This is a genomic window from Streptomyces gilvosporeus (assembly GCF_002082195.1).
In the GTDB taxonomy this organism is placed as follows: domain Bacteria; phylum Actinomycetota; class Actinomycetes; order Streptomycetales; family Streptomycetaceae; genus Streptomyces; species Streptomyces gilvosporeus.
Genome location: NZ_CP020569.1, coordinates 735211 through 761933 on the forward strand (window position 1 = coordinate 735211; position 26723 = coordinate 761933).

Annotated in this window: 25 protein-coding genes; 7 read left to right on the forward strand and 18 right to left on the reverse strand. The window is 70.2% G+C overall.

Going from position 1 to position 26723, the window contains the following annotated elements:
• Positions 1-472: 472 nt before the first annotated feature.
• Positions 473-940, reverse strand: a complete 468-nt coding sequence (locus B1H19_RS03490; RefSeq protein WP_083102778.1) for an Hsp20/alpha crystallin family protein — start codon at positions 938-940, stop codon at positions 473-475.
• 173 nt (positions 941-1113) lie between these two features.
• A complete protein-coding gene (locus tag B1H19_RS38540; protein WP_159027976.1) occupies positions 1114-1563 on the reverse strand; it encodes a CBS domain-containing protein in 450 nt (149 codons plus the stop codon).
• Positions 1564-1865: 302 nt separating this feature from the next.
• Between B1H19_RS38540 and B1H19_RS03500 the strand changes: the two genes are divergently transcribed.
• Positions 1866-2615, forward strand: a complete 750-nt coding sequence (locus B1H19_RS03500; protein ID WP_237289099.1) for a cysteine--tRNA ligase — start codon at positions 1866-1868, stop codon at positions 2613-2615.
• A 57-nt stretch (positions 2616-2672) separates the two neighbouring features.
• Here B1H19_RS03500 and B1H19_RS03505 read toward each other — a convergent pair whose 3' ends face one another.
• The 5 genes from B1H19_RS03505 to B1H19_RS03525 form a co-directional block, all read right to left on the reverse strand.
• Complete coding sequence (locus B1H19_RS03505) at positions 2673-3419, reverse strand: SpoIIAA family protein (protein WP_083102780.1); 747 nt, start codon at positions 3417-3419, stop codon at positions 2673-2675.
• Between the two features lie 201 nt (positions 3420-3620).
• Complete coding sequence (locus B1H19_RS03510) at positions 3621-4661, reverse strand: lysylphosphatidylglycerol synthase transmembrane domain-containing protein (protein ID WP_203237083.1); 1041 nt, start codon at positions 4659-4661, stop codon at positions 3621-3623.
• Positions 4662-4841: 180 nt separating this feature from the next.
• A complete protein-coding gene (locus tag B1H19_RS03515) occupies positions 4842-5825 on the reverse strand; it encodes a 1-phosphofructokinase family hexose kinase (RefSeq protein WP_083102782.1) in 984 nt (327 codons plus the stop codon).
• A complete protein-coding gene (locus B1H19_RS03520) occupies positions 5822-6199 on the reverse strand; it encodes a hypothetical protein (RefSeq protein ID WP_083102783.1) in 378 nt (125 codons plus the stop codon). Before B1H19_RS03520 ends, B1H19_RS03515 begins: the two co-directional genes overlap by 4 nt.
• Before the next feature lie 310 nt (positions 6200-6509).
• Entirely contained in the window at positions 6510-7091 is a 582-nt protein-coding gene (locus B1H19_RS03525; RefSeq protein WP_083102784.1) for a TetR/AcrR family transcriptional regulator, read from the reverse strand.
• A 304-nt stretch (positions 7092-7395) separates the two neighbouring features.
• Here B1H19_RS03525 and B1H19_RS03530 point away from each other — a divergent pair, with 304 nt between their 5' ends.
• On the forward strand, positions 7396-8559 hold the full coding sequence (locus B1H19_RS03530; RefSeq protein WP_083102785.1) for an agmatine deiminase family protein: 1164 nt from the start codon (positions 7396-7398) through the stop codon (positions 8557-8559).
• 20 nt (positions 8560-8579) lie between these two features.
• Here the strand turns inward: B1H19_RS03530 and B1H19_RS40575 are convergent, their stop codons facing one another.
• Positions 8580-8783 carry a hypothetical protein gene (locus tag B1H19_RS40575; protein WP_083102786.1) on the reverse strand — a complete coding sequence of 68 codons (204 nt, stop codon included), beginning with the start codon at positions 8781-8783 and terminating at the stop codon, positions 8580-8582.
• Positions 8784-8834: 51 nt separating this feature from the next.
• On the opposite strand from B1H19_RS40575, the gene B1H19_RS03540 reads away from it, so the two are divergent.
• From B1H19_RS03540 to B1H19_RS03550, 3 genes are all read left to right on the forward strand, one after another.
• Entirely contained in the window at positions 8835-9548 is a 714-nt protein-coding gene (locus tag B1H19_RS03540) for a CBS domain-containing protein (RefSeq protein WP_083102787.1), read from the forward strand.
• Positions 9549-9645: 97 nt separating this feature from the next.
• Positions 9646-10680, forward strand: a complete 1035-nt coding sequence (locus B1H19_RS39165) for a transposase (RefSeq protein ID WP_203237084.1) — start codon at positions 9646-9648, stop codon at positions 10678-10680.
• Between the two features lie 198 nt (positions 10681-10878).
• Entirely contained in the window at positions 10879-11619 is a 741-nt protein-coding gene (locus B1H19_RS03550) for a class I SAM-dependent DNA methyltransferase (protein WP_083102788.1), read from the forward strand.
• A 37-nt stretch (positions 11620-11656) separates the two neighbouring features.
• On the opposite strand, the gene ftsH is transcribed toward B1H19_RS03550, so the two are convergent.
• On the reverse strand, positions 11657-13600 hold the full coding sequence (gene ftsH / locus B1H19_RS03555) for an ATP-dependent zinc metalloprotease FtsH (protein ID WP_107425865.1): 1944 nt from the start codon (positions 13598-13600) through the stop codon (positions 11657-11659).
• A 222-nt stretch (positions 13601-13822) separates the two neighbouring features.
• Entirely contained in the window at positions 13823-15250 is a 1428-nt protein-coding gene (locus tag B1H19_RS03560) for an AAA family ATPase (RefSeq protein WP_107425866.1), read from the reverse strand.
• Between the two features lie 434 nt (positions 15251-15684).
• On the opposite strand from B1H19_RS03560, the gene B1H19_RS03565 reads away from it, so the two are divergent.
• Positions 15685-17007, forward strand: coding sequence for a PP2C family protein-serine/threonine phosphatase (locus B1H19_RS03565; protein WP_083102791.1), 1323 nt, complete (start codon positions 15685-15687; stop codon positions 17005-17007).
• A gap of 62 nt (positions 17008-17069) precedes the next feature.
• On the opposite strand, the gene B1H19_RS03570 is transcribed toward B1H19_RS03565, so the two are convergent.
• A complete protein-coding gene (locus tag B1H19_RS03570; RefSeq protein ID WP_083102792.1) occupies positions 17070-18434 on the reverse strand; it encodes a nicotinate phosphoribosyltransferase in 1365 nt (454 codons plus the stop codon).
• Positions 18435-18851: 417 nt separating this feature from the next.
• On the opposite strand from B1H19_RS03570, the gene B1H19_RS03575 reads away from it, so the two are divergent.
• Positions 18852-20378 (forward strand): MFS transporter, encoded by a 1527-nt coding sequence (locus B1H19_RS03575; protein WP_203237085.1) that lies wholly within the window; start codon positions 18852-18854, stop codon positions 20376-20378.
• Positions 20379-20746: 368 nt separating this feature from the next.
• Here B1H19_RS03575 and B1H19_RS03580 read toward each other — a convergent pair whose 3' ends face one another.
• The 7 genes from B1H19_RS03580 to B1H19_RS03610 form a co-directional block, all read right to left on the reverse strand.
• Entirely contained in the window at positions 20747-21205 is a 459-nt protein-coding gene (locus B1H19_RS03580; RefSeq protein WP_083102793.1) for a universal stress protein, read from the reverse strand.
• Between the two features lie 69 nt (positions 21206-21274).
• Positions 21275-21877, reverse strand: coding sequence for a CBS domain-containing protein (locus B1H19_RS03585; protein ID WP_083102794.1), 603 nt, complete (start codon positions 21875-21877; stop codon positions 21275-21277).
• A 153-nt stretch (positions 21878-22030) separates the two neighbouring features.
• Entirely contained in the window at positions 22031-23401 is a 1371-nt protein-coding gene (locus tag B1H19_RS03590; protein ID WP_083102797.1) for a Ni/Fe hydrogenase subunit alpha, read from the reverse strand.
• Entirely contained in the window at positions 23398-24186 is a 789-nt protein-coding gene (locus B1H19_RS03595; RefSeq protein ID WP_237289100.1) for an NADH-quinone oxidoreductase subunit B family protein, read from the reverse strand. Before B1H19_RS03595 ends, B1H19_RS03590 begins: the two co-directional genes overlap by 4 nt.
• 1 nt (position 24187) lies before the next feature.
• Positions 24188-25012: an FAD/NAD(P)-binding protein gene (locus B1H19_RS03600; protein ID WP_083102800.1), complete on the reverse strand. Its 825-nt coding sequence runs from the start codon at positions 25010-25012 to the stop codon at positions 24188-24190.
• Positions 25009-25494 carry a cyclic nucleotide-binding domain-containing protein gene (locus B1H19_RS03605; RefSeq protein WP_083102803.1) on the reverse strand — a complete coding sequence of 162 codons (486 nt, stop codon included), beginning with the start codon at positions 25492-25494 and terminating at the stop codon, positions 25009-25011. Before B1H19_RS03605 ends, B1H19_RS03600 begins: the two co-directional genes overlap by 4 nt.
• Complete coding sequence (locus B1H19_RS03610; RefSeq protein ID WP_083102805.1) at positions 25491-26663, reverse strand: 4Fe-4S dicluster domain-containing protein; 1173 nt, start codon at positions 26661-26663, stop codon at positions 25491-25493. The genes B1H19_RS03605 and B1H19_RS03610 overlap by 4 nt, the downstream gene beginning before the upstream one ends.
• Between the last annotated feature and the right edge of the window lie 60 nt (positions 26664-26723).

Genomic DNA, 26723 nt, shown 5'->3' on the forward strand with positions numbered 1-26723 from the left:
GGTGAATACCACTGTGTGCTCTGTGGTGTCACGACCGGCCTGGGCTGCGGAAGGTGAGTACCCAGTTGGTGAACGGAGGAGAGCAGCCGACGTCTGGCGAGGTTCCGACTCCGCCTCATACGCCCGTGTCGCCGGAGGCGGTGCGGGACTACCGGAGGGAACTGACTGAGGGTGAGGACGCCATCGACCCGACCACCTGGTCCGGTTCGGTACCGCAGACGTACGGCGTCGCCCCGCGGGTGCGCGTCGGCCGCAACAAGTGGTTCAACCTGCTCTGGCTACTGCCCCTCGGGTTCCTGGGCCTGATCGTCGCCGTCGCGGTGACCAAACACCTGCGCACCCTTGGGCCCGTACAGCGGTTCATCCACGACTACCCTGGCACGATCCCGGTCGCGCGGTCGGTGCGCGTGGCGGGGCTGCCGGCCCAGCCGCACCAGCTGACCGGGCCGCTTACCCCGATCCCTCGCGGTGGTCAGGTCGTGATCTCGATGTGGCGCGGCTTGGCCGCCTGGGCCTTGGGGATGATCACGGTCAGGATCCCGTCGGTCAGCGACGCGCTGACCTCCTCGGACTTCACATCAGCGGGCAGCAGCGCCCGGTACTCGAAGCGGCCGGTGCGGCGCGTGGCGCGGCGCAGCACGCCTTCGCCTTCGCGTTCCTTGAGTTCACCGGAGATGCAGATCTCCTGCCGGCTGATCTCGACGTCGATGTCCTCGCGCTTGAGGCCGGGCACTTCGCACTCGACCGTGTACGCCTCGTCGGTCTCGCGCAGATCCGCCAACGGCGCCCAGGTCATGGTTTCGGTCCATGCCGGCGCCGAGGTCTCCATGAAGCGGTGCATCCGATCGAAGAACTCGTCGAGCTCCGACGTCAGCGGCTCCCGCCAGGGGAACGCCCGCTCCAGCATGTGGCCGGGCCGGTGTCGTGCGGGAAGAGTCATCGCGGTACACCTCCAGGAAGGGAAGGGTCGGGGTGTTGACTCTCCTTCCATGCTGCGCGGTGGCGGCCCGCCCGTCGAACCGAGACGGGGGCCTTACCGCGCCGGCCCGTCCCGATGCGGTCACGGAACGCCAGGAGGAGCAAGGGGGCATCGCGGAGTAGCGCGTGCGCCGGTTAACGGGTGGAGGACGATCCCGGAGCCTTGCGGGACGCGTTGACCACGTCCGCCAGCGCCCCCAGCTGCACGGACAGGTAGGAGAAGAGATCGTCGAAGGACACCATGCCCACCAGTCGTCTTGCGTGCTTGTGGTCCACGACGGGCAGGTGCCGGATCTTGACCGACTGCATGGCGTGCAGCGCGACGGTGACGGAGCTGCCTGCGTCAACAGCCACCGGGTCGGCGGACATGACCGTCTCGACCTTCAGCCGGGGAGACAACCCGTGGGCCATCGCCCGGACGACCAGTTCGCGGTCGGTGACCATGCCGATCACTTCCTCGCCCTGCACCACGGGCAGTGCGCCCACCCCCGCTTCGGCCATGTGACGGGCGGCTTCCTCCAAGGAGGCGTCGGGCGGCACACTGGTCGGCGGTGAACTCATGGCGTACCTGATCTCCATCGCCATCCCTGCTTCCTTCCCTGAGTGGCCCCTCCGCCCGTGTCCGCGACCGGGCAGACGTCTACCACCTTGGGAGATCGGGAGCCGGCCTGCCATCCGAACAGCCCGCGTTCCTGTGAGGGGAGTGCGCGCGGCGATGCCGGTTGCGGGAACCGGTCGGCTCCGGCGGCAGGACCGGAAGACCCAAGCGCGGGCGGCCTGGCCGAGCGGCCGTAGACCGTCCTGCAGCCGACCGGGTGGCCGGAGTGAGCGGGTCCGCGACGCGCCCCGGGGCATCGGTGTCCGCCAGGCCGGGCCGGAGTAGCGTCATGGGCGTGCTGCGCCTCACCGACGGCCGGACCCACCACCTGGTGGAGCTTCCCACCCTGCGCCGGGGCCTGCTGCGGATGTGCGTCCACCTGTCATGCCCGGGCCTGGCCATCGGCGCCGCGGATCTGCGCACATTGCTCGTCGGTGATGTGCTGTTCCGTGCCGCGGAGACGGTAGGGGTTCAGGCGCGCCACACCGTGGACCTGCCTGATCTGCCGCCCGAGCAGGCCAAGGCCCTCGACCGCGCCACGGCCGCGCTGGGTATCAACCCACCCGCCGACGGCATGGCAGCCGCCGACGTGCACGTGTCCGCAACACAACGGCCGGACACCGAGCACGGCGTGTGGATCGAGGTCGGGCCTGTGCGAGACCGCCTCACGGCGATCCCAGGACTCCACGACGGAGCGGCAGCAGATCCACTGGCCCTCCGGCTGGCACTGCTGAGCCATCCCCACCATGAGCCCATCACCCTCACTTCCCGCACCCTGGCCGACGCCGAGCGGACACTCACCCTCTGGCGTGGCCGCGTGGCGGACTGGGCACGGTCGCCCTCCAGGCCGGTCCCCGACAGCATCCGCTGCCAGGCCCGCACCGCGATCACCGACGACCTCGGCACTCCTGGCGTCCTGGCCGTGCTGCGCCATGTCGCAGCGGAGCCAGGGGTCCCGGACGGCGCCAAGTTCGAGGTCTTCGCCTACCTGGACCGTGTCCTCGGCCTGGACCTCGTCCGTGACGTCGGCCGCGCCTAGCGTCGGGGCCCGGCAACGGTGCGGTGAGGGCGGCGGGGCCGGTCGGAGCGTCAACGACTAACGCACCGGGGGGCTGGCCGCCCACGCGAGGGCGTCATCGAGATCGTCGTACTCGAACCGCCGCACTTCGGCCTGGACGAAGTGGTTCGCGAGCTGGGGCACCAGGGCGGCGACCTTGCTGTCCGCCGCCAGTGCGATCTTCCTGACCTTCCGGTGATGGTCGCGAATGAACCGCACATGACGGATCAAGCCGCCGATGTTCTCCCATCCGGGGAACTCTCGCGCATGGACCACGACGCCGGCCAATTCGGCGTGCGTGGCGAGCCAGGTGTCCACGGTCAATGCGAGTGCGTCGAAGTCCGGTGCCCGCAGGGGCTGTTCGACCTCGACCACGAGCACGTCGGACTCGGTCAGCCGGTGGGAGATGCCGGGGCCCTCGGGCAGCGACGCCAGCCAGCGCAGGGCCTCGTCGCGCTCCTGGCTTCCGAAGACGCGCACCGGACAGGCCATCAGAAAGCTTGTCAACCGGGTCGACTCACGGATCCAGCGCACGTCACTGACGACCGCACACCCCTCGAACAGTCTGATGGCACCCATGCCGACCTTGAGGTCCTCCCAGGCCGCTGCGGGGGTGAAGGACGTGAACTCGGGGCCGATCTCGCACAGAATCCGAATGCGGCGGCCTTCCCTGCGAGCGTCCTCGATGAGTGGCTCGACCACCGTCTGGTAGTCGCTCTTCGACACCGTCCCGATCGCCTTTACCGCGTCTACGCCGGCAGGTGCGTCCGTGGCTCTCTCCAGCATGCCATTCCCCTCTCCGCGCACGGGTACGGGTACGACGTACGGCCCGAGCGGGGGCCGACGCGCGGCCCAGTGGGACACCGATTCAATTTTTACAGATATTTCCGCTCCAGGCGCGATTGCCCCGAATGGGACAATGTGCAATTTTTCGATCACTGCGGCGTTCCCCGGAGACGCGGCCCGGCAGGACGGGGCCGACAGGTCCTACCCGTACGACGACGAAGGGGGATCGGAAGTCTCGGGCTGATCGGCGTGGAACGTCACGCCGATCCAGCAGGCCCAGCCGATCGGCTGCAGCGCCCAGTAGCTGATGGCCCGGTACAGCAGCGTCGCGCCGATCGCCGAACCTGGCGACAAGCCGTACAGCACGAGCAGCACGGACAGGCTCGCCTCGACCACACCCAGGCTGCCGGGCGTCAGGCGCAGGCTGCCGGGGATCTGCGTGAGCCCGTAAGCGAGCAAGAGTCCGTGCCAGGGCACGCCGACGCCCAGTGCCCACAGGCAAGCAGCCAGACATGCCGCGTCGAAAGTCCAGTTCAACAGCGCGAGCACGGCAGGTCGCAACCACGTCCGGAAGCCGGGCCGCAGGCTCCGGATCTGCTCCACCACCTGCGCCAGTGCCTGTTGGGCTCTGCACACACGTGCGGACCGCCGCCCCGCCCGGACCCAGCACCGTCGCAGCGCCGCCCGGGTGCCTGCGAAGCGGGACATGCTGAAGACCGCCAGGCCGAACAGCAGCGCCAGCCCCAGGAGGCCGGCAGCCGGGCGCAGAACGGCGGTGGCCCCGGTTGCACCAACGGTGAACATGCCGACCACGATCAGGATGCTCAGGCCGAGCGCCGCGAGGGCCCCGGCGGAGACCAATACGGCGGCCGCCAGGGCCGGTTCGACCCCCCGGCGGTTCAGCTGCCGAAACGTCCAGGCACTGGCAAGGGCTGCCCCACCGGGCAACGCGCCCGCCACGGCGTTGGCCGCCACGACGATCGCCGCCATCCGCCGCAGGCTCCACCACACCCCGCCCTCCCGCAGCAGCCAACGCGGCACGGCCGCGAAGCACGCCACCGACAATGCCTCCACTCCCACAGCAACCGTCAGCTGAGGGACATGCACCCTGGAGATGAGGTCGAACGCCTGCGCCAGCTCGTGCCGCCGCCAGACACCCACCCCCACCGCGGCCGCCAGCAGCAGGCAGGCACCGCACCAGGTCAACCAGCCCGGCCGAACGAGACGGCCGGCACGGTTCACCGCTGTGGTGTACGACCGGTCAGACACCGTCCGTCACCGCCACCGGCAGCAGGTACAGCACCAGAGGCAGCTGCCGCCTGGGCCGACCTCGTATGCACACACGTCGGACGGCAGATGCGCCACATTCCTCGCAAGGAGAACCGTTCCGTTCCGGGCCCATGGGGCGGTCAACGCTCCCGATCATGAGCCGGTCCGGAACGTGATCCCCACGTCGGAGCAGAGGGACTCGGCCACCCCACGGTCGAAGGGCTCGGTGCCGGGGGTGAGCACCGACGCGGCGGCCACGGCCACCCCCAGCGCGCAGGCACTGACCGGATCGTCCCCCGCGGCCAGTCGGACGGTGAGCGCGGCCACCATGCTGTCTCCGGCCCCGGCGTCGCTGAGCAGCTCCCCGGGCAGCGGCGGTGCACGCAGTTCGGTGTGGCCGTGACGGGTCGAGCAGAGCGCGCCCAGGCCACCGATCGTGGTGACGGCGATCTCGGCGGCCCCCGTGGTGAGCAGTTGCTCGTTGACCGCCAGGGCGTCGTCGAAGCTGCGGACGGTCCGGCCGAGGAGATCGGCGGCCTCTGTGCGGTTGCACCTGAGCAGGAAGACGCCTTCCGACAGCGCCTGCCGCAACGCCGGGCCCGACGTGTCCAGCACCAGCCGGGATCCGACCGCTTTGACCCGGCGGGTGACGGCCGTGTAGAAGTCGTCGGGCAGGCCGCCGGGCAGGCTGCCGCTGGCCACGACGTACCTGCTGGTGCCGATCGCCTGCCCCAGCACGTCCAGGCAGCGTCGTCCCTCATGGTCGTCGAGATGCGGGCCGGGCGGGACGATGTGATGACTACGGCGCGACGCCGTCTCGAACAGCACGAGTGCCTCTCGGGTCTCACCGTCGATGTCGACGGCGATGTGGTCGATGCCCTCTTCGTCCAGCAACCTGTTCAGGCGGCAGCCGACCTCGCGGCCGGCGGTGTGGACGGCGGTTGCCCGTCCTCCGAGTCGCGCCACATGGCGGGCGACGTTGATTCCCCCGCCCCCGCCGGCCACGGACCTGACCCGAGCGCGGTTCTTGCCGATGTCGGCAAGGTGGTCGACATCCCAGCAGATGTCGACGGTGGGGTTCATCGTCAGCGTGAGAACCGGCCCGGCGGTGGCGGGATCCGCTGCTGCTGTGCTCATCGCGAAGATGCCGCCTCGTCCGGTATGGCCAGTGCCCGGCGCACCATTGGCTCGACACGGCCCCGCTCGTTGTCGTACCCGACTGTGACGGCCGCCGGGTCGTCGGCAACGGTGGTCGGCGTGAGCCCGACGGCGGATGCCGCGGGTGCTCGCGGACACGCCGCGATGCCGCTGGATACCAGGGGTTCGTCTACGGGCCCCAGGCCGTCCTGGCGGGAGCCACGTGTGGCCTTTGGCCGGAAGATCTCACCGACCTCGGCGTCGGACGTCTTCCGCGCGGTCATCCGGACGATGCCCGCCACGTCGAAGGCATACCCGGTCAGCACCGAGCGTCCGATGCAGCCGAGCCCGTTGCTGGCAACCCGGGCAGCCATGGTTCGCTCCCCACGTTCTTGGCCGAACTGCCGACGAACTGGCCCGACACCTGGGCCTCGGTCGCGGCCGATCGCGGTCGGCTCATATGCCACGCACCGGGCGGCCGATGATGCGTGTCACCGGCCCCGACCCAGCTTCGACGCTAACCCTTCCGACAGCCCGACGCACCTCGCGGCACCGACAGATCGCCGGCGGAGATCAGACGCGGCGCACGGCGGCGGAGAACTCGCCTGCCTGGCGGAGGGCGTTGCAGGCCGGGGCAAGCAGGACGTCGGCAGACGCCACTCGCACCGCCTGCGCGGCCGGGGCCTACAGCCGACCCAGCAGTGCCAGCTCCACCTCGACGGCCTCCGACACGAGGGTGCGCGCGTGGTCGATCGCGAGGCCACCACTCAGCCAGCGCATGCTCAGGGCCTCAAGCAGAGCCGTGAGCCGCTCGGCGGCCGAGGCGAGCCTGGCTGCCGGCGCCAAGGGATGGACCTGCCCCAGGAGCGCCGCCACCTCCTGCACCCACACCAGGGTCGCCCGGGCGAGGTCCTCGCGCAGGACGGGGTCGAAGACGGCACTGGCCCTCAGCTCGCCCCAGGCTGTGCTGTTCTCCCGCACCTCCGGGGTGTCCTGGAGCTCCAGGAGCAGGACCTGGTCGAGCTCCTCGCGAGGGCTCAACGGTTCCGCCCCCGGATCCTGGGCCGTGGTGTACCGCTCGGCGCGATCGTTGATGAACTCCAGCGTATGGCGCAGGATTCCGGTGCGGTCCTTGAAGTGGTAGTAGATCAGGCCGGTGGAAACACCGGCCTCCTCGGCCAGTTCCTCGACGCGGAGCCCACGGACCCCGCGCCGGGCGATCACCCGCGCGGCCGCTTCCAGGATCTGAGTACTGCGAGACGCCATGTCACAGACCCTATCCGGGCCGTCGGGCGGTGTGATCGCCACGGGGCTCCCAGCGAGAGGGCCGCCCCGGCGGCCGGCTCGGGGATCGAGGGATCGAGGGATCGAAAGATCGAGGGATGCGACTTGACTGAAAATTCAGTCAGTGTCACAGTGAGCTTCCACGGCCACCCCTCACGCCTCCGCTCAGCCGTCCACGCGGCCGCCGCACGCGTGAGGCCAAGCACCCGCGATTCCGTCACCGTGCGCACCCGCAATCCGCCCGTCGCCACCGGATGGTTTCGCCAGCCCACGATCGGAGCACACCGTGTCCCGCCTTCCCCCTACCCGCCGCACCACCCTGCGCACCATCGCCGGAATCGGCGGCGCCGTGGCCCTCGGCGCCACCGCCTGCGGTCCCGAGAAGTCCGGAAGCGGCCGCACGGCCACCGCCTCCGCCCGCACCCCGGCGCCAGGCGGCGAGCGCCGCTTCGGTGCCGAGTGGGAGAGCCACGCGCGTACGTTCATGTCCTGGCCCGCCCTCGTCTCCGTCTGGGAGGACGATCTGCCCCACGTGCGGAAGGACATCGCCCGCGTCGCACGGGCCATCGGGGAGTACGAGGCGGTGGTGATGATGGCCCGCCCGGATCAGCAGGCGGCGGCTCAGCGGGCGTGCGGTTCGCAGGTCGAGGTCATTCCGCTCGCCGTCGACGACCTGTGGGCTCGCGACACCGTCCCCGTCTTCGCCGAGGAGGACGGTGAGGTCGTCGGAGTCGACTTCAACTTCAACGGCTGGGGCAACAAGCAGGAGCACACCAAGGACGCCCACGTGGGCCGCAAGCTGCTCGGCAGGTACGGCATCCCCCGCAAACAGGCACCGCTCGTCGCCGAGGGCGGCGCCTTCGAGACCGACGGCGAGGGCACCCTCCTCATCACCGAGAGCTCGATCGTCAACGACAACCGCAACCGCGGAAAGAGCCGGGACCAGATCGAGGGCGAGCTGATCGAGACCCTCGGCGTGGAGAAGGTGGTCTGGCTGGCGGGTGTCCGCGGCAAGGACATCACCGACGCGCACGTGGACAGCCTCGTACGGTTCACCGCCCCCGGCGTGGTCCTGCTCGACCAGGCGTTCCCCGGCACTCCCCCGGACTCGTGGTCCCGCTCGGCCGACCAGGCCCGTTCGGTGCTCCGCAAGGCGACCGATGCGCGGGGGCGGCGCTTCGAGATCACCGACCTGCCGCAGCCCGACCCTGACAGGATCACCGGCGTAGGCGACGACTTCGTGTCCACCTACGCCAACTTCTACATCGCCAACGACGCCGTCTTCCTGCCCAAGTTCGGCGACCGGAAGGCGGACGCCCGGGCCAAGGCCATTCTTCAGGAGCACTTCCCCAAGCGAGACATCGTCCAGTTGCAGATCGACACCATCGCCTCCGGCGGCGGCGGAATCCACTGCTCCACCCACGATCAGCCCGGCAAGCCCGCCGCCTGACAGCGTGCCGCGCTGCGAGGTCAGTCGTGCGGGACAACGGCGACCGGAGCCGGGCAGTGGTGCAGGACGGCGTGGGCGATGCGCCCGAGGCGGGCCGGCCCGGCCCGTGAGCGGTCGGTGTACCTGCCGACGGCGAGGAAACCGGCGTCGGCCCCGGTGAGGGGCGGCTGGGTCTCTGTCGCGGGCCGACCGGCCCCTGGTTCCGGGACGTCGGAGGTATCCATGCTGAAGGTGTCACAACGGCTGTGGGACGACGGTCCGACCGAGGAGGCGTCATGGGGCGCACACCGCACATCGTCAGCGACGTGATGACACAGACCGTGGTCGCCGTCGGCCGGGACGCGCGGTTCAAGGAGATCGTGGAGACCATGGCGCAGTGGAAGGTGAGTGCCCTGCCGGTGCTGGAGGGCGAGGGGCGGGTGATCGGCGTGGTCTCCGAAGCCGACCTGCTGCCCAAAGAGGAGTACCGGGGGTCCGATCCGGAGCGTCTCGAGCAACTGCGGCGTCTCGACGACACGCGCAAAGCCAGCGCGCTGACGGCCGGAGAGCTGATGACCACACCCGCCTTCACCGTCCACGCCGGCGCCACCATCGCCCAGGCGGCGCGGATGATGGCGCACGCGTCGGTCAAACGGCTGCCGGTGGTGGATGCCGCAGGAATGCTCCAGGGAATCGTCAGCCGCGCCGATCTGCTGAAGGTCTTCCTCCGGTCCGATGAAGAACTCGCAGAGGAGATCCGCAGGGATATCATCCGCCACGTGTTCGCGGTGGCCCACGAGGATATGCAGGTCACCGTGGAGAACGGGGTGGCCATGCTCAGCGGCCATATGAGCAACACCTCGCTCATTCCCCTGGCGGCGCGCCTGATACGGGCCGTGGAGGGGGTCGTGGATGTCACCTTCGACGTCACCGGACCGACTCCCGTCGGCGCCCGGTCGGCGCACACGTCCTCACCTGAGGCCGGAGCGGACCTTACTGGACGGGCATGACGACGTGGCTCACGGACTCCGGCCCCGGTCGGCTCGATTAAGCCGCCGCCAGGGCCGCGATCTCCAGATCGTCAGGCTCAACCGGCGGTGGGGCCGCATGCGGGCACCGAAGATCGGTCGCGTCCTGTTTCGCTGGACCAAAGACCTACCCGTCGGCAAGCGCGCCGACAAGCTGAACAAGGTCACCGGCACCCGTCTGGTGCGCGAGGCCGACGGCTGGCACGTCGTCTTCCGCGTCCAGAGCGAGGTTCCCGACCCGATGCCGCGCACCGGCCCCACGGTCGACATCGACCGGGGCATCGCCAAGCCCCTGGCCCTCTCCGACGGCACGTTCCGTGAACACGGCAACTGGCTGACGCCGGACGAGGCCAGGCGGCTGCGCCGTCTGGAGAAGGCAGCAGCCCGCAAGCGCTGTGCCCGCAAGAGGGGCGAGAAGACGCCCTGGCGGTGTCAGGATTGCTGGGCCCTCGCCAAAAGGCAGGCTGTGAAGCGTCAACCACCCACCGGGCCGCACTGCGACTCAGATGGGATTCCGCCCCGTTCACGGGGCGGAGGAAGTCAAAGTGTGTTCCAGCAGATCCGCTGCGGGGAGGGACAGATGGCAAAGCCGGACAGGATGAGCCCGTCAGGTGCAAAGGTGCGGTTCGGCGGGGCGGTCATGCTGTTGATTGCCTGCCTTATCGGCGGTCTCTGCATTGCCGCTCTCCCCTACGCCGCCGGCCTCGCCGGAACGCGCGGAACACTGACCGTGGACGGCTACCAGTACACCCACAGTTCACGGGGCGGCACCAGCACGTCTTCCGAGGGCACCTTCCGCTCGGACGACGGCAGGACCGTCGCTCGCGAGGCGGTTGTGGAACCGGAGTACGCGTTGGGCGAGCGCGTCGCCGTGACCCGCGCTCCGTGGACCTACTACGTCATCAGCCCCGCTTGCTTCCTGGGCTGGCTCGCCGGGACATGCTTCGCGCTGTGCTGTCTGCTCTTCGGAGTGCCGGCGATCGCCTTCGGCGCGTCATGGAACCGCCGGGAGCGGCCCGCTGCCGTCTCCACCCAGATCCGGATCGCCAAGGGCGCCTTCTACGCCGCGCTCGCCAGCAGCGTTCTCGCCATCGTCGCCGCGATCGCCACCTGAGCCGGCAAGGCGGTCACACCGACCGCCCTCGCCCCGGCTTCAGACATCAACCGGTGGCCGGTGTTCCAGGTCAGCCACAGGCTCCTCGGGTCCTGCGGGTGCGCCGTCCTGACCGTGTGCTCGGAGCTCGGTGGAGGGAAAATGACGCGACAGCGCCCGGCCCACCCGGCAAAGTGGTCGCCCGTGACGAGCAGTGACGTGACGAGCAGTGAGCTGTGGAACCGTGCGACCGCCGACCGCTACGACACCGAGGAGAGCGAGATGTCCTCGGCCGCCGTTCTCGGACCGACTCTCGCCTTTCTCGCCGAACTCGCCGGCGACGGCCGGGCGTTGGAGTTCGCCATCGGAACCGGACGCGTGGGCGTCCCCCTCCGGGAGCGCGGCGTGCCGGTCGTCGGCATCGAGCTGTCCGAGCACATGGCAGCAGTCCTGCGCCGCAAGATCGACCAGGACACGCTCCCGGTCACCCTCGGAGACATGGCCACCACCACCGTCCCCGGCGAGTTCACCCTGGTCTATCTCGTCTACAACACGATCACGAACCTGCTCACACAGGACGAACAGGTCGAATGCTTCCGCAACGCCGCACGCCATCTGGCGCCCGGCGGCCGATTCGTCATCGAGCTGGGCGTGCCGCCGCTGCGGTTCCTGCCGCCCGGGCAGGTCGCGGTGCCGTTCGACGTCTCCGAGCGGCATCTCGGCTTCGACACCTTCGACCTGGTCGAGCAGATCCTCGTCTCCCACCACCTCACCCGCGACGGCGACGACGGCCGCTACCGCCGCGGCCACTCCCGGCACCGGTACGCCTGGCCGACGGAGCTCGACCTCATGGCACGGATCGCGGGACTCGATCTGGAACGCCGCGTCGCGGACTGGGACGGGGCGCCCTTCACCCAGGACTCCACGAAACACATCTCCGTATGGCACAAACCGGCCTGAGGCGGCCGGGACGCATCAACCGGGTGGCCTTGCGCTGTCACGACGGCATCGTGTTGTCGGTCGTGGCGGCATCGTCATCAGCGCTACGCCGGTGCTCCCGTAGGACGTCCAGGACGACGGAACCGGCGACGGTTTCGTGGGCGATGAGCCGCTTCGCGAGGGCGTCCAGTGCCGTGCGGTGTTCGCGCAGCAGGGCCACTGCGCGTTTCTCGGCCTGGCGGACCAGGCGGGCGGTCTCCTCGTCGACGAGGCGCTGGGTGTGCTCGGAGTACGGCCGTTGCAGGGCTGCTTCGGGGGGCTCCGCGCCGAGGCGCTGAGCAGTGCCCGAGGCGTAGCCGACCGGGCCGAGGGCCGGGGAGAGGCCGAAATCGCGGACCATGCGGCCGGCGATCTGGGTGGCGCCGGCCAGGTCGTCGGCGGCGCCGGTCGAGCCCTCGCCGAAGGCGACGAGTTCGGCGGCCCGGCCGCCGAGCCGGACGGTCAGCAGATCGTTGAGATAGCCCTCGCTGTAGAGGTGGCGTTCGGCTTCGGGGAGTTGCTCGGTGGCGCCGAGGGCCGGTCCCGAGGGCAGGATCGTCACCTTCGCGACCGGATCGGCGTGCTCGCACAGGGCCGCGACGAGGGCGTGCCCGGACTCGTGAACGGCGACCGCCTGGCGTTCTTCCGGGAGCAGTGCGTTGGACGTCTCCCGCCGGCCGAGCAGGACCCGGTCGCGGGCGGTGTCCAGGTCCTGGGCGGAGATGACGGCGCCGCCCGCGCGCACCGCGTTGATGGCTGCCTCGTTGACGAGGTTCGCGAGGTCGGCTCCGGAGAAGCCGGGGGTGGCCCGCGCTATGACGTCCCAGTCGACGTCGGGAGCGAGTGTCTTGCCCTCGGCGTGGACGGTGAGGATCGCCGCGCGCTCGGCCTGGTTGGGCAGCGGGACGGTCACATGCCGGTCGAAGCGTCCGGGCCTCAGGAGCGCGGTGTCGAGGGCTTCGGGCCGGTTGGTCGCGGCGAGCACCACGATGCCGCTGCTCTGGTCGAAGCCGTCCATCTCGGCCAGGAGCTGGTTGAGGGTCTGCTCGCGCTCGTCGTTGCCCCCCAGGCGCGCCCCGCCGCGGCGGCTGCCGACGGCGTCGATCTCGTCGATGAAGATGATCGAGGGGGCACGTTTGCGTGCGTCGGCGAAGAGGTCGCGTACCCGGGAGGCGCCGACCCCGACGAACATCTCCACGAACGCTGATCCGGTCACCGACAGGAAGGGGACCTCGGCTTCGCCGGCCACGGCGCGTGCGAGCAGTGTCTTGCCGGTGCCGGGTGGTCCGACCATGAGCACACCGCGTGGTCCCTTGGCTCCGGCCACCGCATACCGCTCGGGGTGCCGCAGGAAGTCGACGACCTCGCTGATCTCCTGTTTGACGCCCTCGTATCCGGCGACGTCGCCGAATCGGGTGGTCGGCCGCTCGGCCTCGATGATCTTGGCTCGGGACCGTCCGACAGCACTCAGTCCCCCGGACAGCGTGCGGGCCGCCTGCCGCCCGGTCCACAGGAACAGCGCACCGAGGAGTACCAGCGGCAGGAGGAATGCCAGCAGTGTCCCCAGCCCGCCCCCGCCGCTGGTGGAGGCGGTGATGTCCACCTTCTCGGACCGCAATTGTTGCTCAAGGCTACTGTTGTCCAGTGCCGTGGGGATCCGGGTGGTGAATTTCCGCCCGTCCTTGAGCGTGCCGTCGACAGCTCCCTTGTCGTTGATGTCGACCGTTTTGACCTGGCCCGTGTTCACCTTGCCGAGGAAGTGGCTGTACGAAAGCGACGTTCCCGGTGAGGCCTGGGAGCGCATCAGCAGGACGAGGAAGACGGTCACCAGGACGAGGGGCAGCAGCCACGGCCGCCAGGCGGGGCTCTGGGGTGACGCCGGTGGCGTGGGCGGTTCTCGTGGTGGCCCCGGTTTGGCCGAACGCGTCGGATGCCGGCTTGCCAGGCGGACTACTGTGATCACTGGTGGCTCCCTCGACGCAGGCATCCCTCGGCGAGGCTGTTTCCGCGGTACGGACGGTGCGGGCCGCGACGGGCGTCTCCCTTCCACGGTCAACGCTAGTTCCGTGCCCTGCAGCGCGAAGTGCGACAGCCCGGGTGCATCCCCGCTCCCCGGAGGATCTCGCATCCGTGGACACCCCGCATCGCGGTCGCCCCGACCGAAGCGGCACCGTGTGACGGCGGGTCACTCGCCGTGGTACAGCCTGTCGACATCGATCAGGAGGACCTCGCCCCGGGCTTCCGCGGCCCGCAGTTCCGGACCGAACCCGATCCCGCTGTAACACGCCGGCACGGCCCCGTTGGTGTCCTCGCCGGACGTGCCGAGGTCGGACAGGGCCTGACGCAGTCGTTCCAGGTGAGGGATGTCCATCGTCTCGTTCCAGCGGGCAAGACCGACCGAGAGCAGGACTCCGGGTCGCCCCCCGACGTTCCCTCGTACCACCACGTCGGCATCGAGGCGGGGGTGCCCCACGGGGCCGGACACAGTGCCGCGCACGGCCGCCTCGGGGGCCCCGTTGAAGGTGTCAGGGCCGGCATGTGCGGTGGCCCAGTCCCGGCAGAGCTGGGCGAAGCGTGGCGCGGCAACGGCGGAGTCGAACGTGGCGCGGGCGCGTTGCCACACGTCGGCGGCGTCCTCCTGCTCGATCGCGGCGCGATGGGGCCAGGCGACGGACTGCTCGAAGGCCAGCAGCGGCTCGGCGATGCGGTAGCGCGTCAATGCGGGCCGGAACGCGTCGGGCTCCGCATGCAGCAGCCCACGGTTCTGCAGCACGGCCAGGACATGGGACACGTCGGTCAGCTGCGCTCCGATGCGTTCGGCGATCTCACCGGGCGTGGAGCGGCCGGCCGCGATCGCCACCAGCGTCGAGTGGGACAGCGCCCGGTTAGCGTGATTCTCCTCCTCCAGCAGGTTGCGCGCCTCCCAGAAGAGCGGGACACGGGGGTTGAGGACGGTTCTGCACACCCATGCGTCGAAATCGTCTGGTCCGGTAGGGGCGTCGTCACACACGAGGTCACCCCGATAAGCGGGAGTACCGCCCACGACGGCATGCACCTGCACGGCAAGCCGTGGGGATCGGATGCCCCAGAATCGTGCCGCCTCGCGGAAGTCGAAGGGCCGCACCAGGAGCTCCAGCGAGGCGAGCTGGTGCAGGGAGGAAGGGCCGGAGAAGAGCCTCCGCATGAGGGAGGGGATCCCGCCGCTGAGGATGAGACGGGCGCGATTGTTCCGGCCCACCTGGTGCAGACGGCGATAGGCGCCATGAATGACGGACGGCAGCGCCGGGCTCGGGCCCACGAGGTCAGGGAAGTTGTCGATGATCACGGGGACCGGGCGCTGATCACCCAGCGCCAGCAGCGCGTCCACGGCATCCTCCCAGCGCTGCCAGCGCGGTGGATGCGTCGCGCGGGTGTGCTCCCCGAAACGCTCGGCCAGGCGTTGCAGAGTCTCGGCCTCCGCTGCCGCATGCCCGTCGAAATAGAAGCCGTCCGCGGCCTTCGCGACGGCTTCCAGCAGGAAGGTCTTGCCTTGTCGGCGCTGTCCTGAGACCAGGCCGAGTGTGGCACCGGGACTCGGGTCGCAGACAAAACGCACCAGGTCGGCCCACTCCATCTCGCGATCGAACACTCGTGCGGGCTTTGTCAGGTGGGCAACGACATCGGAAGGCGACACGAACCGCTCCCCTCGTTCGGCGACCGACGGCGTCGTGGTGCCTCCAGTACATCTCCGCCGCCCCGGCCACGCCCTGCCGACTGATCCGACCGGGGGTACCCGGGGGAGCGACGTTGCCGTACTTCGGTCCGGTGCCCGATGGACAGCGAAATCGAGATCATCGCCGGAAGCGTCCTGCCCCCGCCGGCGCGGTCACGTCCTGGGATCGGCCTGGTCCACGTAACCGCACGCCGGGACACCTTTTGCCGATGGAGTCATGCTGGAGAACGGGAGGGGCAAGGTACGAGGAAGCAGCCGGGCGGTGCTGACCGCCCGGGTTGAATGGCGGCGGCCGAGCGAGGTGAGGCCGGACGACATACGGACGGGCGCCGGTGATGCCAGAGAAACAGAACGACTCCGGGCGGTCGGACGAGTCCCGGCGCCTGCGTCTGGGCGTCGAGCTCGAACTGATCGCCGAGCAGCTCAGATCGCTGGCCCGGGCCCAGGACCGGTTGCATGACCTGTATGAGGCGGTCCTCGGCCGGGACGTGGACCTGCCCGTGGTGCTCCAGCTGATCGTCGATACCGCGATGGAGCTGGTCGGCGCCCGCTACGGCGCCCTCGGCGTGCTTGCCGAGGACGGCGCATACCTCGCACAGTTCATCCCGGTCGGTCTGTCGGAACAGGAGCGGGCCGACCTGGCCGAGGTGGACTTCCCGCGCGGTCTCGGCCTCCTGGGACATCTGATCGCCGTGCCCGAATCGCTACGCGTCGATGACATCCCCACCCACCCGGACTCGGCCGGCTTTCCGCCCGGTCACCCGCCGATGCGCACCCTGCTCGGGGCCGCGATCAGCACCCGCGGCCAGATCTACGGCGACCTCTACGTCGCCGAACGACGCGATGGACGACCCTTCGACGCCCACGACGAAGCACTCATCGTCGCACTTGCCGGCGCCGCGGGCCTGGCCATCGACGACGCCCGCCTCTACGAGCAAACCCGCCTCGACGCCGAACGGTTCCAACGACTCCTCCTGCCACGCCTGCCCGACCTGCGGCCCTTCGACGCCGCAGCCGCCTACTGCCCCGCCAGTACACCCGGCCATATCGGCGGAGACTGGTACGACGCCCTCCTGGTCCCCGACCACGCCTGCGCGGCCGTCATCGGCGACGTCGTCGGCCATGACCTCCAGGCAGCCGCCGCCATGGCCCAGATCCGCAACATGCTGCGTGCCCTGCTCTATGACCAGCGCACCCCGCCCAGCGCCGTCCTCGCCCGCCTCGACCGAGCCCCCCAAGCGATCACGGACCAGCCCGTCACCACGGCATGTCTCGCCCGCGTCGAACCCGCCCGCGCGGGCAGCTGGACACTGCGCTGGAGCACCGCGGGGCACCCGCCGCCCCTGCTCCTCACCCCCGACCGTCAGGCCCGCTACCTACCGGCCGACCCCGACGTGCCCCTCGGCGTCGACACCGCCCAGCCGCGCCACGACCACACCCACCCCCTGCCGGCGGGCGCCACGCTGGTCTTCTTCACCGACGGGCTTTTCGAGCACCCCGCCCACCCGGTCGAAACCGGGCTGGAGCGCCTGGCCGTCCTCGCCACCGAGCACGCCGCTCTGCCCTTGCCGGACTTCGTTCACGCCCTGGCCGACCACCATCCCAGCGACGGCCACGACGACATGGCCATCCTCGCCCTCCGCATCCCCCGCACCTGACCCAGCCGGGCACCGCCCGAAGAACCGGGCCCACCAGGGCAGGCTGCCCCCGGGTGGGTGCCTCAGCCGGAGACGTGGTCCTGGTGCGCTTCCCGGGGCGTGCCGAACACCTCGTGTTCGATCCGTTGCCGGACGTGTGCGGTCAGGGCCGCGAGGGGCTCCGATACCGTGGCACGCACCGGCTCCGGCGACCGGATCTCCCGGGCCGCCGCCGGGAGCTGCGCCACCTCCACGGCGAGCCGCCGCCGCGAGTCCTCCAGAGGCGGCGGAGACGTACACCGCATTCCGCGGCGCATCACCGTCTCCAGCAGCGGCGCGCTGCCTGCCGGAGGCGGCTCGTCGGCCAAACCGATCACATCGGCGCAGCCAGGGCGCCGGAAGACCTGCTTGCGGCCGGGAGCCGTCACCTTCGCCGACGACAGCTTCATCACAGGGCGCCCGGCGTACTCGACGAGTTTGTACGCGGAGTCCAGGTAGGGGGCGTCGGCGCTGACTCCCACCCGTGTCCCGACGGCGTAGACATCGATGGGTGCCCCGGCCGACACCAGGTCGTGCACGGCGAACTCGTCCAGGCCGCCACTGGCGACGATGCGGACCTGAGGGAGTCCGGCGGCGTCGAGGATGGCCCGGGTACGGAAGGACAGCTTCTTGAGGTCACCGCTGTCCAGGCGGACGGCCGAGCCGTCGGCGCGATCCAGCTTGCGCAGGACGCGTGCAGCGGCGGCGACACCGGCTTCGGTGTCGTAGGTGTCCACCAGGAGCGTGACCGGGCCGGGATGGCACCGTGCGAAGGCGATGAAGGCGGCTTCCTCGTTCTCGAAGGCTTCGATGTAGGAGTGCGCCATGGTGCCGACCGCGGGAAAGTTCAGCGCGCGGGCGGTGGCGACATTGCTGGTGCCGGCGAAACCGGTCAAGGCAGCCAGCCGGGCCACCTGCAAACCGGCGGCCGTCCCGTGGGTACGGCGCAGCGAGAAGTCCACGACCGCATGTCCTCGGGCGGCCAGGACACACCGGACGCACTTGGAGGCCACCGCGGTTTGATGGCTGAGGTGATTGAGCACACAGGTCTCCACGAGCTGCGCCTGCGGCAGAGGCGCGGTGACCTCCATCAGAGGCTCACCGGCCAGGACGACACGGCCTTCGGGGGCCGCGCGTACGGTACCGGTGAAGCGCGTCCCCACCAGCGGCATCAGATCGTGCACCGGACGTCCCAATGCCTCCGCGAACTCTCTCGCGTCATCGAGGCCGACGCGGTACCGGGACAGATAGCTCAGCGCCGACTCGACACCGGCGCACACCAAGAAGCCCCGGTCCGGCGGAAGTTGACGGACGAAGCAGCTGAACGTTGCGGGCTTCGTCATCCGCTCGCGGAGATAGGAGAGCGCCATCGTCACTTCGTACAGATCGGTGGTCGTGGTCTCGGACATGGGGAGCTCTCCTTCCCTGCTCCTGCCGCCGCCGGTGCCTTCGCGCCGGTGGAAGCCCGCGTGCGCGCATCGGAGCTGACTTCCAGCACATCACCACTGCGTGCCCGGGAAACAGGACCGGATGGCCCAGTCCAGCAGGCTGCGAGCCGGCCGGTGCGCACAGCGGGCCCCACGGTTCTGCCCGCAGTGGTCGGCCGAATTGCCGACCCGGTCCCGCACAGTGGCCAGGTCGTGCCCCGGGCACGGTGAATGCGGATGCCCGGCAGGCCGACGACACAGGAGCCAACTGCTGCGGACGGGGCGAATAGCGCAGGGCACCGGGCGTGGGAGAGGGGTGTTGCCCGAGCGGTCGATTACGCTCCGTGCGCCTTCGGAGACCACAGACCGCCACCAGAGACGGCAAGGGCCGGCGCCGTGATGAACGAACCACCCTCCAACGGTCCCGTCGTCGCGCACCGGTGGGTTTCGCTGAGCGCGATCTGCACCGCCGCAGGAATGGTCTGGCTGGCCTTCGGCGATCTCGGCGTGGCGATCCCCCAGATCGCGAACGAATTCAGCACCAGCCTGTCGAACCTCCAGTGGGTGAACAACGCCTTCAGCCTCGTCACCGGTGCGCTCGTGATCGCCCTGGGCAAGTTCGGCGACCTCTTCGGCCGCCGCCGGATGCTGCAGCTGGGCATCCTGCTGCTGGCCCTCTTCTCCGTACCGGCCGCGCTCGCGCCGGACATCAGATGGCTGGTCATCGGCCGTGCACTCATGGGGGTCGGTGCCGCGCTGATCCTGCCGGCCTCGCTCGCCCTCATCCCGCCCGAGTTCTCCGGGAAGGCGGAGACCGTCGCGTTCGGGGTCTGGCAGGCGGTGGCCTGGGGCGGACTGTCCATCGGGCCTGCAATCAGCGGCGTGATCACCGTCGGCCTCGGCTGGCGCTGGCTGTTCTGGATCAACCTGCCGCTCGCTGCGCTCACGTTCGTGGTCGTTCAGGCCACGACCCCGGAATCCCGCGATGAGAACGCCACCCGCACGATCGACTGGCTGGGGCTGGTGGCCATCGTCCTGGCGGCCTTCGCCCTCCTGTACGCGCTCACCGAAGGGCCGAGCGTGGGCTGGGGAGACCCGCTGATCGTGGCGTTGTTCGCGGCGACCGTGGTGCTTTCGGTCGGGTGGTGGCTCATCGAACGGCGAGCACGCGCGCCGCTCGTGGACCTCCGGCTGTTCCGGATCCGGGCCTACAACGGTGCCCTCACTGCCAACCTCACGATGAACTTCACCTTCGCCGGTCTCAGCTTCCTGCTGGTGCTCTGGCTGGAGAACGCCCGCGGCTACAGCGCGGTGGAGGCCGGGGTGCTCATGCTGCCGGCCACCGTCGGGGTCTTCCTGTGCATTCCGCTCGGGGGCCGGCTCGACAACCGGTGGGGTGGGCGGCTGCCCTCGGTGGTGGGGCTCGTGGTGGCCAGCGCGGGCCTGTTCATCCTGGGCTTTCTCGGTACGCGCAGTTCGATGGCGTACCTTGCCGTCGCGCTCATTGTCATCGGGCTCGGTCTGGGGCTGGTGAGCACCCCCGTCGCCAACACAGCCGTCGGTGAGGTCCCGATCGAGCTGGCTGGTGCCGCCGCAGGTGTGTTCAAGATGTCCAGCATGCTCGGCGGCGCCCTCGGAGTGGCCGTCCTCACGGCGGTCGCCAGGGCGTTCACCACACAGGAGGCCGCGGGCGTCATCGAGGCGTCGGGGCTGACGCAGGCGCAGATCTCGCAGGTCCGGCGGGCGCTGGTGAACTCCTCGTCCTTCCGGGAAGCGATCGCGTCACTCCCGACCGATCTCCGACACACCGTCGTGCAGGCGGCGATCGAGGCGTTCTCGTCCGGCGTCGCCGACACCATGGCCATCACGGCCTTTCTGGTCTCTCGGCGCGACGGTGGTCGTCTTCTTTCTGTGGCCGCGACGTAGGAAGGCCGCGGAGGGCCCCACCGATCCTGGCCGGGCCGGCGGGGCAGGCCCGCCGGGCACCTCACAGCGGTCGGCTCCGTAGTGTCGTTGCGCGGCGGGGCATGCGGAGCGAGCGGGCCCGTGTCGTACTGCCGCCGAGCCGTGCAGCCGGGGCGCCGAGCAGTCATGTGTGAGCTGGCCGGTCCGATGAGACCAGGCTCTACCGTGAGCCAGGCGAAGCGGTGGCGGGACGACATCCTCGCCCGGCCGACGCCGATCGGCGCACGGCGCCACTTGCCGTCCTCCGGCCTGTCAGAGCCAACTCCGCGGCATCCAAGGAGAGTTCGGACAACACCGGCACCTGGCGCGGCCTCGTTCCCCCCCCATGCTCACCGGCCCCCGCCCCTCACGACGACAACCGGGCAGGGCGCATGCTGAGTGCAGTGCTGGCTGACCGAGCCCAGGAGCGCTCCGCTGAAGCCACCGTGTCCGCGGCTGCCGACGACCAGGAGAGAGGCGCCCCGGGCGGCTTCCAGCAGCACGGAAGCGGCCGTTCCGTACGCCACGGTGGCCTTGACCCGTGACGTGTCGCCCGATGCCACGACCTCTCTGATGGCGTCGTCGAGCGCCTGCCCCGCCCACACCTTCATGTCCCCCGCGAGGGACTGCGGCGCATCGAGCCAGCCGATCGATCCGTACAGCGGCGGATACTCCCATGCGATCACTGCATTGACGCCGCAGTCGGTCAGCCCTGCCTGACGTACCGCCCACCGCAGTGCCTCTTTGGACGATTCCGAACCGTCGACCCCGACGACGATGCGGCCGGTTTCCTTCGGTTTGCTGCTCATGGTCACCTCCGCGATGCCACATCCCGCCGGCACTCCCCCGCGCCCCGGGCCGGCTCCAGGCTTCTGCCGTTACGCGGCGGTGTCGTCCCGTACAAAGGTGAGCCGGTCGATCACCTCGACCACACCGTCGACGCTTTCGGACATACGCACGGCGATGGGGACGAGGCTTTTGCGCTCCAGGGTTCCGCTGAGCGTCACCGTGCCGTTGGCGACATCGACCGTGACGGCGGACGGGGAGACACCCAGCGTGCACGTCAGCACGTCCTCCAGGATCTCCTCCTGGATCGCCCGGTCGCGTCGCAGGAAGAGCTGCACCAGGTCGCTGCGGCTGATCACACCGATGAGACGGCCCGAGTCATCGACCACGGGAAGCCGCTTGACCTTCTTCTCCTCCATCGTCCTGGCCGCCCGTACGGCGGACCACGCGGGGCGGGCCACCACAGCGGGGCTCGACATGAGCGCTTCGGCGGTACTCGGCCCGGGCCTCGCGGTCTGCCTGCGCAGCAGATCGGCCTCCGACACCACCCCCAGCGGTCGGTCGTCCTGATCGACGACCGGCACGGCGGTGATGTCGTACTCGTCGAGCAGGTGCGCGATCTCCCTGAACACGGTGCCGGGCTGGACGGCGACGGCATTGGGCGTCATCAGGTCGGCAACGCTGCGGTTTCTCATCTCTGGCCAGTCCCTCCGGGGTAAGCCTTTGCCGGCCCTTTATGGTTCCCCGCCGCGATCCCGTGCGTATGAGCCTGCCTCGCCCGAGGCTTCACAGCTAGGGCCGGGTGGCACCTGGAACGGCCGGTGGACCCCGGCAAGGCAGACCCTTCCTCAGTCACGGTCGACGCTCAGGTCGAGGAAGTGCGCCGAGCAGGAGATACACGGATCGTGGTTGCGGATCACCCGTTCACACAGGGCCGTCAGCTCGGCATCGGTGGGGTGCGGGCCAGTGCGGAGGCGTTCTTGCACGGTGTGGAGAAGGTCCTGCTCGATCGCGGCCTGGTTCTGAGCTGTCGGCGGGACCAGGGCGGCCTCGGTGACGGTGCCGTCGGTGTCGAGCGTGTAGCGGTGGTAGAGCAGCCCGCGGGGTGCCTCCGTCGCGCCGTGGCCGGTGCCTGCCCGGTCGGGTACGTCGACGTACGGGCGCGGCGGGGGCTCGTACGTGTCAATGAGACGCAGCGCTTCGCCGACTGCGTACAGCACCTCGACGGCGCGGATGATGATGCTGCGGAACGGATTGCGGCATACCGTGCCCGCGCGTGGATCACCGAGTCCGGCATCACCTGCGACCTGGAGCACGTCAGGTGGCAGCCAGCGGCCGCTGATGGCGTAGCGGGCGAGCGTCCCGGTCAGATGCCGACGGCCGTCGAGCCGCGAGTGCAGGGCGGTGGAGTGCGGCACCTGGGTCTCGATGACGTGGTCGGGGAACGTGGCGAGGGGGAAAGTGCGGGTGGGGAGTGCGCGGTCGGTGTCCGCGGGCAGCCCGGCGGAGCTGGGAGCGGTCATCGCGGTGGGGGTGCCGGAGTCGATGGCGTATGTGCCGGGTTCGGCGAGCGCCAGCAGTTCGTTGTCGATTCCCGTGTCGGGGAAGTCGAAGCCGGCCACCCAGCGCACGGTCGCCTCCGCGTCGTCACGGGCGCGCCGCAGCCGCTCTTCCAGAGGGCGCAGTTCGGCCCTGGTCGGTACGCGATGGAAGCCGCCGACGCGGGCGTTGACGGGGTGGATGGCACGGCCGCCGAGCAGTTCGACGATCGCGTTGCCGGCCTGCTTGAGTGCCAGCCCCCGCTCGACCTGGGTGCGATGGGTACGGGCGAGGTCGATGATGCTGTCGCCGCCGAGGAAGTCGGGGGCGTGCAGGAAGTAGATGTGCAGGGTCTGGCTTTCGATCCACTCGCCGCAGTAGAGCAGTCGGCGCAGCGCGGCCAGCCGTTCGCCGACGACGATGTCGCGGGCGTCCTCGAGCGCGCGGCAGGCGCTCATCTGGTAGGCGACCGGGCAGATACCGCACACCCGGGAGGTGATGTCGGGCGGTTCGGTGGAGGAGCGTCCGCGCAGGAACGCCTCGAAGAAGCGCGGGGGTTCGTAGATCTTGAGCCGAGCCTCGGCGACCTCGCCGTCATGGATGCGCAGATGGAGCGCGCCCTCGCCCTCCACGCGGGCGAGGGATGCCACGCGCAGCACCTTCGATTCGCCGTGGGTCACCCGGGAAGTTCCTTCCGGACGGCGGCGTCGAACTCCGGCGCGGCGGTGTTGTACGTCCGCAGCACCCGGACCACGTCCAGGGTGTCCATGCCGTCGCGACGCAACAGGGGGATGAAGGAGGGGAAGTTGGTCGAGTTCGACGGTCCGAAGCAGCCGTAGCAGCCCCGGTTGTACGCGGGGCACAGCGCGCCGCACCCGGCGTGGGTGACCGGTCCCAGGCACGGGGTTCCGTGCGCGACGGTGACGCAGACGGTGCCGCGCCGCTTGCACTCGAAGCACACGCTGTGGGCGGGCACGTCGGGTGTGCGACCGGCCAGATAGGCGGTGATGACCTCGATCAGCTGACCGCGGTCGATGGGGCAGCCGCGCAGTTCGAAGTCGACGGGGACGTGGGCGCTGATGGGTGTGGAGGTGGCGAGGGTGTCGATGTAGTCGGGCCGGGCATAGACCGCTGCTTGGAATTCGGCGACGTCGGCGTAGTTGCGCAGCGCCTGGACGCCGCCGGCGGTGGCGCAGGCACCGATGGTGACCAGCCGGTCGGATGCTGCTCGGATGTGCTGGATCCGCTCGGTGTCCTCGGCGGTCGTGACCGAACCTTCGACCAGCGACAGATCGTACGGTCCCGGCCCCGGCGCACTGGAGGCTTCCAGGAAGTAGGTGATCTCCACCTGCTCGGCGATGCCGAGGAGTTCGTCCTCGCAGTCGAGCAGCGTGAGCTGACAGCCGTCGCAGGAGGCGAACTTCCACACGCCCAGCTGTGGACGGCGGTCGGACAAGGCCGGCACGTCACAACTCCCTTACGGAAAGGAGGGTTTCGGCTACGGACCAGCTGACAACCGGGCCGTCCCGGCAGAGCAGCAGGGGGCCGAGCTGGCAGTGTCCGCAGTGTCCCGTGCCGCAGTGCATGGTGCGTTCCAGGGAGATGCGGATGCGGTCCGGGGCGAGCCCGCGGTGGGCGAGGTCGCGGGCGGTGGCCCGGATCATCACCTCGGGACCGCAGAGGAACGCGGTGGTGTTGCCCAGGTCGAACTCGGCCCGGTCGAGGAGGGCGGTCACCACGCCGACGTCCCCCTGCCAGGTGTCGTCGGGGCGGTCCACGGTGACCTGGAGGCGAGCGCCGGCCGCCCGCCAGCCGTCGAAGTCGCGGGCGCAGACCAGGTCACCGGGTGTACGGGCACCGATGAGGATGTTCAGGCGTCCGTAGCGCTGCGGTGTGGCAAGCACGGCGGTCACCAGCGGCCGCAGCGGCGCCAGGCCGAGGCCGCCAGCCACGATCAGCAGGTCGCGCCCGGCGGCGGTGGGCAGGTCCCAGCCCGTGCCGAGCGGTCCGCGTACGCCGACCGTCGCACCGGGCCGCAGGCCGTGCAGAGCGGCGGAGACCGCGCCCACCGAGCGCACCGTGTGCGTCAGTACGTGCCCGTCGATACCACTCAGCGACAACGGAATGTCGCCGACGCCGAAGGCGTACACCATCGCGAACTGGCCGGGGGCACACGGCGGCAGCGGCGCCGCCACCGGTTGCAGGACGATTTCGGCGGTGTCGGGGGTCTCGTCGGTGCGTTCGGCGACGCGGTACGGGACCGGCACCATGTCCGGGCCGTCGGCCGTCATGGTGTTTCACCACCGGAGCGGTGCCGCTGTGCGGTCGCGGGCGGGCCGTAGAGGTCCAGCAGACGGGTGCGGGCGGCTCGCAGCCTCCGGCCGATGGCCACCGCGGCGACGCATCGGGTGACCGCCAGGCCGAAGGCGGGATCCTCGTCGATCGCGGCGCGGACCTGGGGGGCGTCGAACTCGTACGCCTCGACCGCACTTCGGGTCTGCGCACCCAGGTGCCATCGGTAGGGCTCGAACAGCCAGGACCAGCCCAGCAGTTCCCCTTCGCCCAGGGTCTCGACGACGGTCGCGCCGCGCCCCGGCTCCTGCACATCGAGGGCGACCAGCCCGGAGCGGATGATCCAGAAGTGGTCGGCGCCGCCGCCCTCGTCGAAGATCCGGTCGGCCGCGGGAAAGGCGACCTCTCGTGCGAAGGTGAGCAGTTTGTCACGGTGTTCGGGCGGCAGCGCGCTGAGGATGCCATGCCCCTGCGCTCTCATGAGGGGGCCTCACCCTGCGAGGCTCCCCCAGCTTCTCTCGGGAGATTTCCGCGCTCGTCGTTCAGGGCATGGGCTTCCTCGGTGATGTCGATCCCGACCGGGCACCACACGATGCACCGCCCGCAGCCGACACAGCCCGAGCTGCCGAACTGGTCGTACCAGATGCCGAGTTTGTGGGTGGCCCACTGCCGGTAGCGGCTGCGGCCGGACGCCCGTACCGGTCCGCCCGGCAGATGCGAGAACTCCAGGTCGAAGCAGGACTCCCAGCGCCGCCACCGCTCGGCGTGATCGCCGGTCAGATCGGTCACGTCCTCGGCGGAGGTGCAGAAGCAGGTCGGGCACGCCATGGTGCAGTTGCCGCAGGTCAAGCAACGTGAGGCGACATCGTTCCAACGCTCGGCGTCCAGGGTCTCGCGCATCAGCATCTGTAGGTCGACTTCCGGCATGGTGCGACCCATACGGTCGGCCGCCGCGGCGACCTGCTCCCGGGCCACTGCCGCGGTCGCGCCGTCGGCGGGTTGACGCGGGAGCTCCGCCAGCACCGATTCGCCTTCGTCACTGCCGGCCCGTGCCCAGAACCGGTGGCCGCTGCCGTCGACCACCTCGGTCAGTGCCAGGTCGTAGCCACCGTCGACGGCGGGCCCGGTGCCCATGGACGTGCAGAAACAGGTGGCTCCCGGCTCGGTGCATTCCACGGCCACCAGGAAGGCGCGTTCCCGCCGGGCCCGGTAGCGGCTGTCGGTGTGCGGGCCGCCGGTCAGCACCCGGTCCTGTACGGCGATGGCCCGCAGGTCGCAGGGGCGCACTCCGAGAAACGCGTAGGACGGGGGTGGTGCGGCGTCCTCGGTCACCGTCAGCACGCCGTCGGCCCCGCGGTCCGCGGTCCACTCCCGCTCCCGCTGCGGGTGCAGATACGTCTTCCACGACTGCGGTCCCGCGCTGTGCGCGAACGCCGCGCCGTCCTCGCGCGGGCGCAGCCGGTAGTGCCCGGCCTCCAGCTCGACGCCCCAGCCGTAGGGCAGGTCGTCCCCGCCGGAGATCTCGGCCAGTACGATCGCCCCGTCCCGCACGGTCGGCCCGATGACCGTGCGGCCCCGCGTGGCGAGGACCCTGATCAGGGTCTCCAGCCCGTCCTTGCCGATCACCGCGGTGGTGTGGTCGCCCGTCATCGCCCGCCTTCCGGCACGGATCATGCCAACGCGGCCAGTATGTGCCGGTACCGGCACGGC